Here is a 13,044-nt window from a genome sequence, read left to right on the forward strand (position 1 = left end):
GCCCGGCACCTTACTGGTGCCGGGCCCCGCCCCGTATTGCCCTACGGCCTTCCGCCCTGCCTCACTGCGGAGGCGGCTGCTGCTGCCAGCCCGGCGCCAGACCCGGCTGTTCCGGCTGCGGGGCGTCCGGAGCGGCCTGTTGCTGCTGCCAGTGCGCCGGCGGCTGGGCGGGCTGCTGGGTCCAGCCGCCCTGCTGCGGCGGGTAGCCGGCCGGCGGCTGGCCCTGCTGCGGCTGCTGTGCCTGCTGGGGCTGGCCCTGTTGCTGGGGCTGGCCCTGCTGGGCGTACTGCTGCTGGGCGTACGGGTCGCCGCCCATCTGCTGCTGCGGGTACATCCCCTGCGCCTGCTGCGCCCGCGAGAAGTCCTCGGCCACCAGGGCGGAGAGGTTGAAGTACGCCTCGCGGGTCTTGGGCCGCATCATGTCGAGGTCGACCTCGGCACCGGCGGCGAGATGCTCGTCGAAGGGGACGACCACCACACCGCGGCAACGGGTCTCGAAGTGCGACACGATGTCATCGATCTTGATCATCTTGCCGGTCTCACGGACACCGGAGATCACCGTGATACCGCGCTGCACCAGGTCGGCATAGCCGTGCGCGGACAGCCAGTCCAGGGTGGTGCTGGCACTGCTCGCACCGTCCACGGACGGGGTGGAGATGATGATCAACTGGTCGGCGAGGTCGAGGACTCCACGCATCGCGCTGTAGAGCAGACCGGTACCCGAGTCGGTGAGGATGATCGGGTACTGCTTGCCGAGGATGTCGATCGCCCGCCGGTAGTCCTCGTCGTTGAACGTCGTGGAGACCGCGGGGTCCACGTCGTTGGCGAGGATCTCCAGGCCCGAGGGGGCCTGTGAGGTGAACCGGCGGATGTCCATGTAGCTGTGCAGATGCGGGATCGCGTGCACCAGGTCACGGATGGTCGCACCGGTCTCCCGGCGCACCCGTCGGCCGAGCGTGCCGGCGTCGGGGTTGGCGTCGATCGCCAGGATCTTGTCCTGCCGCTCGGACGCGAGCGTGGAGCCCAGCGCGGTGGTCGTGGTGGTCTTGCCGACGCCACCCTTGAGGCTGATCACCGCGATCCGGTAGCACGACATCACCGGAGTCCGGATGAGATCCAGCTTGCGCTGGCGCTCCGCCTCCTCCTTCTTCGCGCCCAGCTTGAACTTGGACGGCTGGGCATTGGCGCCCGGCTTGCGCTTCTTGGGCTGGTTGCGCAGCAGCCGGTCGGAGGTCAGCTCGACCGCGGCGCTGTAGCCCAGCGGCGCGCCCGGAGCGGCCCGCTGCTGTGGCTGCTGCTGACCCGGCTGCGAGTACGAGGCGTAGTTCGCCGCCGCGTTCGGGTCACCGACCTGCTGTCCGGGGAGCGGCTGGTACGGGGTCTGCTGGGCTTGCTGTGCCTGTTGGGCCTGCTGCGCTTGCTGAGCCTGCGCTGCCTGCTGGGCTTGGTGGGCCTGCGCTGCCTGTTGGGCCGCCTGCTGCTGGTCGTAGCCGGGCTGCGCCTGCTGACCCTGCTGCGGGTAGCCCTGGGCGCCGGTCTGCGGATAGCCGTAAGCGGGCTGCTGCGCGGGCACGTTGGGGTGGTGCTGCGCCTGCTGCTGGCCCTGCTGGGGGTAGCCGTACGCGGGCTGCGGATAGCCGTACGCAGGCTGCGGCTGCGCGGGCGCGCCCTGCTGCTGTTGCGGGTAGCCGGCCTGCTGCTGGGGCCGGCCCTGCGGGTAACCGGCCTGCTGCGCCTGCGGTTGCTGCTGCTGGACCGGTGCCTGCGGCTGGCCCTGCTGCGGCTGCTGACCGGCCTGCGCCTGCGCCACCCGCGGATCCGCGGGCTGGAACTCCGGCGGCAGCGGCGGCAGCGCGCCCTGCCCGGGCACACCCTGCTGCTGACCGTCCGCCGCGGCGCCCCAAGGAGCGCCCTGCTGAGGCATCCCCTGCTGCGGAGCCACCTGCTGCGGAGCCTGCACACCCTGCGGGGCCGGCTGCTGCTGCGCAACGCCCTGCTGGGGCACCTGCTGCGGCTGCGGCTGGCTCTGAACGGGCTGCCCGCCCTGCGCGGCGGCCTCGGGGGCAGGCTGGGCGGGGACGGCGGCCTCAGGGGCCGGAGCACCGCCCTCGGCGGGGGAGTCGGCCGCGGGTGCGGCCTCCGGCTGCGGTGCCGGGGCAGCGGGTGCGACCTCCGGCTCGGACGCGTTCGCCGTCTCCGGCTCCGCGTCATCGTCGTCGTCCCAGAGCGAGGCCGAGGGGTCGACACCCGTGCCCGAGCGCTGATTGCCGGCACCGTCGTTCGCGGCCGGCGCGGCCTCGGCGGGAGCCTCCGCCACCGGGGGAGCGACGGCGGCCGGCGCGGCGTTGCCCGCGTCCTGCGGGCGCAGCGTCGGGAACCCGGGCGGTGCGGCCTCCACGGGCGGCGGGGCCGTCGGCACACCCTGCTGCGGAACTCCGGGCACCGGCGCGCCCTGAGCGGGCCCCGGCAGCGGCTGCCCTGTGGGCGGTCCGGGAGGCGGAGTGGTGGGCGAAGACGCAGGAGGAGCCGAGGGACCGGGTGCGGCACTTGTGCCGCCACCACTGGTGTCGTTGCTCGCGTACCAGGCCGGCGCGGCAAAGTCGATCTTGAACTCGCCGGTCAGGTCGAACTCGGACTGGTCGTCGTCAGGATCGTTTCCGTCCGGACGGAAAGCCTCCTGCTCGTTCACTGTGCCTCCTGGTGTACTGCAACGCACCTGAACGGCAGGACCGGATACAGGCGGATCGATCGGATGTAGCGGAAGTCGGAACACACCACCCGGGGTTGCGCCAACACTAACTGTCTCCATCCCCGTATCTACTGCCGTCGTGCTGTGCTCCTGCGGCTCTCCCACACAGCCTAATCAAGAGTCGGCCCATAACGGCAGTCGATGTCATGTCGTCTTCAAGCCCCTTCGGCACACTTACGGGCGCACCCGAGGATGCGCCCGTGAGTCGTGCCCGCGGCCGGTTGTCTGCGCGCTGCGCTCAGCGCCTCGCGGCCAACCGGCCCGTAACAACGGTCAGTCCATACGGCGCGGCCCGCCGAGCAGGTTGGTCTCCGCCTCCGTGGGCTGGGTCATGACGAACTGATGGCCCTCGCGCGAGCACCACAGCATGGCGTTGTCGCTGAGCGTCGGCAGCACCGCACCGACCTGCTCCGGCAGCCGCATGATTCGCGTCACAACCTCCGCCTCCTCGGGCGAAAGCCGCTGCAGACCGACCAGATCGGCGCGGCCGAGCATCTGCGGCGACCGCGGCCCGAGGAACGGCAGCACGGTCAGCACCGACTGCCAGGGGCTCGGGGCGAGCTGATTGCGCGGCGGCCGCGCGCCCATGTCCCGTACGACCAGCACGGGGCTGGAAACCGACGGTCCCTGGGGCGCGATCTGGCGTACGTCGTGGACCGAGACACACTGCTGGCCGCCGCCCGCGGACTGCGCCATCTGGGCCCAGGCCGGCGGCCGCGCCGTCTCGACCGCGACCCGGGCGCCGGTGGCGACCGTACGCAGCGCCAGCACCTGCGCCATCCACATGCTGCCGACCAGCGCGATCTCCAGCGGCGCCGGCCGCAGCAGGCTCAGCACGGCGGGCTGGTTCTGCGGGTCGATGCCGATGATCACGCCGTCGTCGCCGACCGGCAGGGTCAGCGCGGCGAGCGACTCGGCCGTCAGGACGTGCGGGCTGCGCCGCGGGCCGCGCAGGCCGAAACCGGGCCGCGGCTTCGGACCGGTCGGACCCGACTGCTCCTCATCCGGGCGCGGCTGGTGCGAGAGCCGGCGGCCGCCACCACCGGTGCCACCGATCGGGGGATTGCGCCAGCCGTTGCCGGTGGTGTTGACGCGGGGCTGATAGGTGGGAGAGGCCATCAGCGGGTACCTCCGAGGGGAAGCGTGGCCAGCAGGCCGGGCAGCTGTTCACGGTCGAGTCGTACGAGCCCGACCTTCACGGAACCGGAACGTTGCTCCAACTCGCTCTGGGCGGCGGAGAGTTCGTTCTCACTGCGGGTGGAAAGACGGACGTAGCCCGAGATGGCCGGGGCGCGGCCGCCGCCGTGCGTGGCGGTCAGCGCGAAGGTGCTGGCCATCGCCCTGGTGCTGGTCAGCAGCTGGGTGACGGCCGCCAACGGGGCGCCGCCCTGGCCCAGTTGGGGCCACCGGCCGATCCAGTACGTGGAGTGCCAGCGGTCGTCACAGCGCATGGCCCGGGTCGTCTCCTGGGTGCGCCGGGCCGCCCGGCCGTCACGCCCCATCGCGCCGTTCGCGGCCCGCGGGCTGACACACACCGCGGTACCGATCGCGGCCACGACCTCGCGCTCGGAGAGCACCCTGGCACGTACGCCGTGCGCGGTCAGCCGGCTGACGAGCTGGTCGGCGGCGCGCAGCAGCGAACGCTTGGTGCCCTCCATCCCGCCACCGCGGGCCTCGATCGCCTCCGAGCACAGCTCCGGGTCGAGCTTGAGCGCGATCCAGGTGAGCTGCAGGGCCGGCGTCTGTGCCTGGGCCTGCAGCGGCGCGTACGAACGGGCCGCGACGGCCTGTTCGGGCAGATGCGGCGCCGGCGCGGGCTGGGTGTACTGCACGAACTGCACGGACTCCAGGTGGATGTCCTCGATGTCGAGCGCGGTGTGCAGCACTTCGAGCGGAAGCATGTGGCTGCCGCGCTGCGGCCGCAGCGGCTCGTCCCGGGCGTCCACCTGGACGATGGCCGTCAGGAACGTACCGTCACCGACGAACCCGATGGCGCGCTGGTCCGACTCGGTCGTGAACTCATAGGTCCGCAGCGCCGGTTCGCACTCCACGACGGGGGCGAACGCGGGGTCGACGCCCTGCGTGGCCGCGACCGCGGAGGCGCTGTCCTTCCCGCGGCGCTTCATCGCGCGCACGGTCGTGATCCACTCCGGCAGCGGGATCCTGCGCCGCCGGCCGAGCGCGAAGACGACCAGAACGGCCGCCACCACGATGGCCGCGATCAGCGCGACGGGGTGATGGATCGACAGGCCCACCAGCACCAGCGCCGCGGCGAGTTCGATGATGGCCAGCTGCTGTACGCGCACCCCGCCGATGGTTCCGGCCTGTNTGATGGCCAGCTGCTGTACGCGCACCCCGCCGATGGTTCCGGCCTGTTGGCGCAGCCGCGGCGCCACCGGACCGGCCGGGCGGGCCGCACCCCGGCCGCCATTTCCTCTGTTGCCCGGCGCTGTACCGTTTTGGCCAGCATTTCCCGCGTATTGCGGTGCAGCGGAAGGCTGTTGCTGCTGTTGCCGCCCATTGCGGCGTCGAGCCCTGGTGGCGCTGGACATCCCCCGGCCTGCTCCTCTACTGGTGGTGTGGCCTCTAGGCGTATCAACCGCCGCCGAGACTGGTGCGTTGGAAGGTGGCACCCGTACCGTACGGGTCGATCGATACACGGCATAGTAGAGGGCGCTACGGCGTGAGTGCCGGGGGCGGTCGATGTGGATCCAACAGGCGGGGAGAGAAAGCAACAATGGCATCACGTCGGGACGAGCTGAATGCGTATTCGTTCGCTCGAAAGCGTACGAATGCGGCATTTCTGAAGCCGCTGCCGAACGGTTCGATCGAGAGTGCCCCCAAGCCACTCAAGGCGGTGGTGCCGGGCATCGTGGTGGGCGTCCTGATTCTCGTGGGATTCGGCGCCTGCGGCATTATCAAGCCGGTTGCGCCGCAGGGGTGGGACACTGTGGGGGCAAATGTCCTCGTCGGTGACGAATCGACCACGCGCTATGTTGTTCTGTCCAATACGGATGCAAACGGTCACAAGCAAAAGCTTCTGCACCCCGTCCTGAATCTCGCCTCGGCAAGGCTCCTTCTCGACCCCGACAAGTTCCAGGTCGTCAAGGTCAAGGAATCCGAGCTGGACGGCAAGCTTTCGCACGGCCCGGCCGTCGGCATCCCGTACGCGCCCGACCGGCTGCCCAACGCCAAGATCGCGGACAAGCCCAAGGTCTGGGCGGTGTGCAACCGCCCCGGCAGCGGCGCCAACAGCAAGGCCCAGCAGTCCGTGTTCGTCCTGGACGGCAAGGACAAGCAGATCGTCGACGACAACAACAAGGGCAAGCTCGACTTCCACCAGGCCCTGTACGTCGAGGACGAGCAGGGCAAGAAGTGGCTGGTCGACCACAACGGGATGGCCTTCCCGTTCGACTCCACGCGCGGAGGATGGACTCCGCCGGGAGGGAAAGAGGCGGGCGACGAGGTCCTGCGCCAGATCGTCTTCGGGGCGAAGGCCGAGCCGCAGAAGGTCACCGACCAGTTCATGGGCACCCTCATCAAGGTCGACAAAGTCCCGATCACCATGCCCATCGTCCCTGATGTGGGCACCATGACCACGGACAGCCAGGTCCCGGAGAAGGCCAAGAAGGTCGGCTCACTTCTTGTGGACAGCGACGGCCAGAAGTACGTCGTCCTCAAGGACGGCGTCGAGCAGGTGTCGAACTTCGTCGCCAACCTCCTGGAGCAGGGCGCGAACGCGAGCCGCCTGTCCTCGGACCACGAGGCGCTGACTCCCGTGTCGGTCTCCACCGGTATCCAGGCCAAGAAGGACGAGGCCGAGCACCCGGAGGTCTGGTACGGGAAGATCCTGGGCTTCCCCTCGCCGTGGCCGACCGAGGACGTCAACGTGGCGAACGACTTCGCACACGGCTCCCAGACCGGCGGCCTGACCACGCCCACGGCCAACGGTGTGTCCTGCAGCGTCTACAAGGGCACCAGCACCAAGTACCCCGGCACCGACAAGCTGGGCTACCCCAACGGCGTGCCGGACATGACGACCTGGGTCGGCAAGGACTACCCGGCCAAGATCGCGCCTGGCGCGACCTCGTACGTCACCCCCGGCAGCGGCCTGCTCTACCGCCAGGTGTCCACGCCCGCCTCGACCTCCGGCAGCCTCTTCCTGGTCACCGACACCGGTCTGCGCTACTCGATTCCCGAGAACAACGACGGCGGCAACAAGGCCGGCAAGGCGGACCAGGAACAGGGGCAGTCGCAGCTGCGCCTCGGCTACAAGGGAGCGCATCCGCCGCTGGTCCTGAAGGCGTGGTCCGAACTGCTCTCCGCGGGTCCGTCGCTGGATGCCAACAGCGCCAGGAAGCCGCAGGCTTCCTGACGGACAAAGGCCGCGCCGACAGCCCCTGCGCTTGCCGGCGCGGCCCCCTGCCGCATCGCGACCACTGATCTCGTGGTGGTCTTTTCCTGCCACTGTGACTTTCGAATTCTGACCGATAGCGCCACATCTGCCCGAATTCCATGAACGGCGCTTTCCGGACGGGTAGTTGACAATGTTGTGATCCCGTCACAAGTCCCCGCCCCCTGTTGGGGACAGGCGTGCGGAGTGGTTAAAGTGGTCGGAGGCGTCAGCAGGAGACGCCGATCCACGCGAGCCGGCTAGCCGGTACGGCGCGGAACAACGTACGAGTCTCATGGGGGACGTTGACTATGGCTGGTCAGCAGTACACAACCACCGAGGAGGAGATGGTCGCGTTCAGCGGCAAGATCTCCTCGGTCAACCAGTCGATCCAGGGCGAGATCTCGCGCCTGAACACGGTCGTCGACACCATCACGTCTGGGTGGAAGGGTGCTGCGGCCACCTCGTACAACCAGCTCCAGTCGCAGGTGAACGAAGACGCCAACCGTCTCAACCAGCTCCTGGGTGAGATCAAGGAAGCGATCGACGAGACCACGAAGAACTACTCCGCCTCCGAAGAGGAGCAGGCCCAGTCGATTTCGCACGTCGCCTCCTCGGCTTCGCCGTTCGGATGATGGGGCCGCGTCGCTGACCGCGGCGCATGGCCCACCGCCGCAGCCCGGGCCAGCCGGCCAGTCCGCCGGCCCGCTGCGGCATGAATCGACCAGGCATCATCAACTCCTGAGGAGACACCATGTCAGGCCAGATCCTCGTTAATTTCGCGACGATCTCGCAGGCCAGTTCCGACGTGCGCGGTACGGCCAACAACATCCGCCAGCAGCTCGACGACCTCGAGGCGGGCGTCAAGAAGATCGCCGCCAGCTGGGAAGGCGCGGCGCAGGAGGGCTACCAGGCCCGCCAGCGCGAGTGGGACCAGCGCGCGGCATCCCTGCACTCGACGCTCGAGGCCATCGCCAAGGCGCTGGACACCGCCGCCCAGAACTACCAGGCCACCGAGCACAAGAACTCCGGTATCTGGGCAGGCTGACCTCGCGTCAGCACAGGTACGGACGGCGATCGGCTGAGCAGCCCCGACGGCTCGCACAGTGGTCAATGAGGGCGAGCGCGCTGCAACAGTGCGCTCGCCCTTCTGCCGTCCATACCGGCCTCGCCCCCTACACCTCTGGTTTCCTCACCCCTCGTTCCCGCCCCTTTCGCCACACATGGAGAGCAGACAACCCGTGGGATCTCGCGCCATAGGTCATCGAGCCGGGCACCGTCGCCGAGCGGCGGGCGCACTGGTCACGGCGGCGTGCATTGTCGGCCTGTTGGGCATCGCGGCCGCGCCGGCGGTCGCGGACGAGAATGTGCCGCTCAACAGCGGTGAGTGCAAATTCGGCGCCGACTACATCAAAGAGACCCCCTGGTCGTTGCAGCGCCTGCTGACCAACCAGCTGTGGGCGAACGGTCGGATGATGGGGCAGGGCATCAAGGTCGCCGTCATCGACACCGGTATCGACGCGGGCAACAAGCAGCTCGCGGGCGCGATCGGCAGTGGTGGAGCGAGCCTGGTCAAGGGCGCCAGCAAGACCCAGGACACGGTGGGCCACGGCACGAAGGTGGCCGGCATCATCGCCGCCCGGCCCATGTCCGGCTCCGGCTTCTACGGAATCGCGCCCAAGGCGACGGTCATCCCCTTCCAGCAGACTTCGCAGGAGAAGGCCGGCGACTCGGCGAGCCTGGCCAAGGCCATCAACTTGGCCGTGGCCCAGAAGGTCCAGATCATCAACATCTCCCAGGGAACCGACGCCAGCCCAGCTCGTCTGCTCCCCCTCGCGGATGCTGTCAGCAACGCTGAACGGCACGGTGTCCTCATCGTCGCTTCCGCGGGCAACGGCGGAGCTGACGGCGGGGAGAAGAACACTTACCCCGCTGCCTACTCGGACCAGTACTCCAACGTCCTGGCCGTGGCCGCCTCGGACCGCAACAACGAGCGCGCGCCCTTCTCGCAGTCCGGGAAGTTCGTCAATATCGCCGCACCCGGCGTGGAGATGGTCTCCACGGTCCCTGACGGTGGCAACTGCGTGGACCAGGGCACAAGCTTCGCCGCTCCCTACGCCGCCGGAGCCGCGGCCCTCCTGAAGGCCAAGCACCCGGACTGGAAGCCGCAGGAACTCATCTGGCACCTCGAACAGACCGCTGAGCGCGTCAAGAGGGGCCGGGACGACTTCATCGGCTGGGGTGTCATCGATCCGGTCGCGGCCCTCAACGACGACACCAAGCCCACCGGCGCACCGAAGCCGGACCGGCCCTCCAGCGTGGCCGACGGCTCCAACATCCACCCGGTCGCCGTCACCCTCGGCGAGAGCCCGGAAGACCAACGTGCCCGCATTTCCATCTACATTGTCGGTGGCGGGCTTCTCGCCGTCGGTACGGTTGTAGGGTGCGCCATCGCGCTTCGCGACTGGCGACGGAAGAACGCATAGCAAACACGGGGAGGCCAGATATGGCTAGCGATTCCTATCGCGTTGATCTCGACAGACTCGATGAGGTCGTCAAGAAGCTCAACAACGTGCTCAAGGACATGCAGAGCGCCTCGGGCAAGGCGAAGAGCGGGACCCATCTGCCGGAAGGCGCGCTGGGCAAGGGCTTCGCGGAAGAGGGCGAGCTTCGGCAGACGCATACCGAAATGAAGACGTTCATTGAGAATGGCGTTCTTCATAAGCTTGAGCGTCTGATCGATGATCTCCAGAAGAAGACTACGAAGACTCATGGCGCCTACCAGGACCAGGAGCAGAACACGAGCAATGCGATGAAGAGCGGCCAGTCTTCTTCGCACAACAAGTACTCCTGAGCGACAGTGATGAGTTCGCAGAGGAAGAGGGGGCAGGGGCGTGGGTAGTTACGCGGACAACAAGTACGCACCACAGGACAAGTGCTACGCCATCGAGAACACCACGAAGTTCTACAAGATCGACTTCACGTCGCTGAAGGCCATGGTGGCCGATGCGAAGCCGGAGACGGTCGCCGGCGTTGCCCACGCCTGGGAACAGGTGCACAACACGATGGTGGTCGACAACGGCGGTGGCATCCGTGCGTATTTCGACAAGGCCATCGACGAGGTCTTGGGGCACTGGGAGGGCGACGCTGCGAAGGCGTTCCGCGAGCGTGCGAAGAAGATCAGCGAGAGCATCGGGAACGGTGCTCAGTACGCCAAGAACGTAAGCGAAGGCATGGGCCGTGCTCATGAGGCTCTGAGCGCGTACAAGCAGCACCTCGACGGCATGGAGATGCCTGACTGGGGCGACCGGGCCTGGGACTGGGCGACGGACCACATCGACCGCCAGGACAAGAACGCTGACTCGCAGCTTGCCAGCGGCAAGAGCGCGACTCAGGTTGTTGAGGACAACGAAGACGACCTGTCAGCCCAGAAGGAGACCCAGCTGAAAGCTGCGGCGACCATGGAGTACCTGGGTGCCGCATATCGGACCAATGCGGCTGCAATCGGTAAGCCCGCCAAGATCGTTGACGACTCAACCGACATCCCGCCGCCGGACAACCCGGGCATCCCGCCGGTTCATTACCCTCTGCCGGGGAGCGTCACCAAGCCCAAGGGAATGCCGAAGGGCTCGCTGAAGCCCATGGGGCAAGGGCCGGGCTTCTCGAGCGACGGCCTGAAGACGCCGGGGATCGACGGCGGCATCGGCAACTCGATGCCGGCCAAGGGCTCCTTCACGCCGAGTGTGGGTACGGGGCTTGACAGCTTCACTCCGCCGCAGGGTGTCGGTGGTGGTACCGGTGGCGGTACCGGCGGTGGTGTCGGTGTCCCTGGTGGCATCGGTGGAGGCGCTGGTACCGGCGGCTTGAGCGGTGGTGGTGGCATCGGCGGTGGCGTGGGCGTGCCGGGCGGCATCGGTGCCGGCGGAATGGCCGGTGGCGCTAAGGGTGGCCGTACCGGTGGGATTCCCGGTGGGGTTCCCGGTGGCCGTGCCGGTGCTGCTGGTGCCGGCGCTGGTGCAGCCGGACGTGGTGGTGGACGTCCAGGCATGCCCGGTATGGGTGGTGCCGGTGCTGCAGGTGCCAAGGGCGGTGCCAAGGGCGCTGGGGCAGGAGGCCGCGGCGGTGCCCTCGCCCGCCAGAAGGGTGGCCTCATCGGCGGCACTGCCGGAGGTAAGGGGGCTGGTGGCTCTCAAGGCGGCTCGGGTCTGCACCGCAGCCGTGGCGGCGCCCAGTCGGGTGCCGGTGCTTCCGGTAGCCGGCGTCCGGCCGGGATGCCGGGGGCGCATGGTGCCCATGGCGCCAAGGGCAAGGATGACAAGGGGCAGAACGGCGAGCGGCCGGACTACCTGGTTGAGGACGAGGAGACCTGGACAAGCGAGCGCAATGTGGCTCCGAAGGTGATTGAGTAGCTAGCCTTCGGGTGTGACAGCGGCGGAAACGAGTTGGGCCCGCAGTCTTCGGGCTGCGGGCCGCAACCTGTTGAGGAGAGGTGTTACAGCATGAGCTTCACGCGGACGCTGCGTGCGGTAGGTGGCGTGGCAGCGGCAGGAGCGCTGCTCTTCACCGCCGCGCCGACCGCTTCGGCGGACTACATCCGGGACGGACAGTGGGCGCTTGACGCGTTCAATCCGCAGAAGGTGTGGAAAGTGTCGACCGGCAAGAACGTCATCGTGGCGGTCATTGACACGGGCGTCAACGGAGGTCACGTCGACCTCAAGGGCAATGTGCTTCCCGGTAAGAGCTTTGACACCGAGGGCGGTACGGCGGATCACGAAACCGTTGATGACCATGGCACTGCCATGGCAGCCCTGATCGCGGGGCACGGCCACGGGCCTAACCATGCCGATGGAATCATGGGTCTGGCACCGGACGCCAAGATCCTTCCTATTAAGAAGAATGAACAGATCGGTGGTGACGCAAACAGTCTTGATGGTCCTATTCGCTATGCAGTAGATCACGGCGCAAAGGTCATCAATATGTCCATTGTGACCCCTCGCTTGAATGAGCAGGAAAAGGATGCGATCAACTACGCGGTAAAGAAGGATGTGCTGGTAGTTGGTGGTTCCGGCAATGACGGATCCGGAAAGCCGCTCTATCCGGCTGCGGCACCCGGTGTGCTTGCAGTAGGGGCGGTGGCCAAGGACGGCCAGGTTCTAGCTGAGTCAAACTATGGCCCACATATCCGTTTGATCGCTCCTGGTGAGAAAATCTACTCCGCCGGAACCTCCCCGAAGTACCGCCAGGGAACCGGCACGTCCGACGCAACGGCCTATGTATCGGCCGCCGCAGCCCTCGTCCGCTCGAAGTTCCCGGACCTCACTGCGGGGCAGGTCGCCAATCGACTCACGAAGACGGCGATCACCCCAGATGGCAAGACGGGCATCACATCCCCTGACCCCAAGTACGGCTACGGCGTGATTCGCCCGTACCGGGCCCTCTCGGAGAACATCCCTGCCGGGTCGAAGAACGGGCCGCTCACCATGCCGAAGGATTCTGAGCCTTCTGCCGGCGCGGGTGCGGATGCTCCAGGGAACGAAGCTCAGGGGAGCGCGAGCGAGAAGAGCGGCCTGAGCCCCATCGTGGTCATCGGCATCGCTGTCGGCGTGATCGTCGTTCTGGGAATTGTCATCGGTGTGATCGTTGCCAGTAAGAAGCGCGGCAATGGTCCGCCTCCTGGTGGCACTGGCTTCGGCGGTCCGAGCGGTGGTGCTGGAGTTCCGCCTCAGCAGCAGTTCGGTGCCTACCCGCAGTCGGGAGGCCCTGGCGCTTACCCGCCGGCACCGCCCACTCAGCCTCCGGGGCGCTGAGATTTCCCGGTCGCTCGTGTCAGGGCCGCGGTCAGCGGTCTCGGTGTGAGACAAGGGTTGTCATCAGGCGCGGGGCCGCAGTCGTCGACTGCGGC

At 67.9% G+C, this 13,044-nt stretch carries 10 protein-coding genes; 7 read left to right on the forward strand and 3 right to left on the reverse strand.

Translation table 11 applies throughout. The features are described 5' to 3' along the window. Positions 1-61 precede the first annotated feature (61 nt). The 3 genes from DY245_RS24235 to eccE all read right to left on the reverse strand — a co-directional run. Entirely contained in the window at positions 62-2,689 is a 2,628-nt protein-coding gene (locus DY245_RS24235; RefSeq protein WP_128509344.1) for an SCO5717 family growth-regulating ATPase, read from the reverse strand. Between the two features lie 333 nt (positions 2,690-3,022). Beyond that, positions 3,023-3,868: a hypothetical protein gene (locus tag DY245_RS24240; protein WP_128509345.1), complete on the reverse strand. Its 846-nt coding sequence runs from the start codon at positions 3,866-3,868 to the stop codon at positions 3,023-3,025. After that, the coding region (gene eccE / locus DY245_RS24245; protein WP_244943228.1) for a type VII secretion protein EccE at positions 3,868-5,077 on the reverse strand (1,210 nt) is incomplete at its 5' end. The genes DY245_RS24240 and eccE, both read right to left, overlap by 1 nt. Before the next feature lie 409 nt (positions 5,078-5,486). Between eccE and DY245_RS24250 the strand changes: the two genes are divergently transcribed. From DY245_RS24250 to DY245_RS24280, 7 genes are all read left to right on the forward strand, one after another. Next, on the forward strand, positions 5,487-7,124 hold the full coding sequence (locus tag DY245_RS24250; RefSeq protein ID WP_128509346.1) for a type VII secretion protein EccB: 1,638 nt from the start codon (positions 5,487-5,489) through the stop codon (positions 7,122-7,124). Positions 7,125-7,453: 329 nt separating this feature from the next. Further along, a complete protein-coding gene (locus DY245_RS24255) occupies positions 7,454-7,777 on the forward strand; it encodes a WXG100 family type VII secretion target (RefSeq protein WP_128509347.1) in 324 nt (107 codons plus the stop codon). Positions 7,778-7,896: 119 nt separating this feature from the next. Beyond that, complete coding sequence (locus tag DY245_RS24260; protein WP_128509348.1) at positions 7,897-8,190, forward strand: WXG100 family type VII secretion target; 294 nt, start codon at positions 7,897-7,899, stop codon at positions 8,188-8,190. A gap of 193 nt (positions 8,191-8,383) precedes the next feature. Further along, positions 8,384-9,628, forward strand: coding sequence for a type VII secretion-associated serine protease mycosin (gene mycP, locus DY245_RS24265; RefSeq protein WP_128509349.1), 1,245 nt, complete (start codon positions 8,384-8,386; stop codon positions 9,626-9,628). Between the two features lie 20 nt (positions 9,629-9,648). Then, a complete protein-coding gene (locus tag DY245_RS24270) occupies positions 9,649-9,996 on the forward strand; it encodes a hypothetical protein (protein WP_128509350.1) in 348 nt (115 codons plus the stop codon). A 40-nt stretch (positions 9,997-10,036) separates the two neighbouring features. Then, on the forward strand, positions 10,037-11,551 hold the full coding sequence (locus DY245_RS24275; RefSeq protein ID WP_128509351.1) for a WXG100 family type VII secretion target: 1,515 nt from the start codon (positions 10,037-10,039) through the stop codon (positions 11,549-11,551). Between the two features lie 90 nt (positions 11,552-11,641). After that, positions 11,642-12,949, forward strand: a complete 1,308-nt coding sequence (locus DY245_RS24280; RefSeq protein WP_128509352.1) for a S8 family serine peptidase — start codon at positions 11,642-11,644, stop codon at positions 12,947-12,949. The last annotated feature ends 95 nt before the right edge of the window (positions 12,950-13,044 follow it).

Source organism: Streptomyces inhibens, from assembly GCF_003389455.1.
Lineage (GTDB): Bacteria > Actinomycetota > Actinomycetes > Streptomycetales > Streptomycetaceae > Streptomyces > Streptomyces inhibens.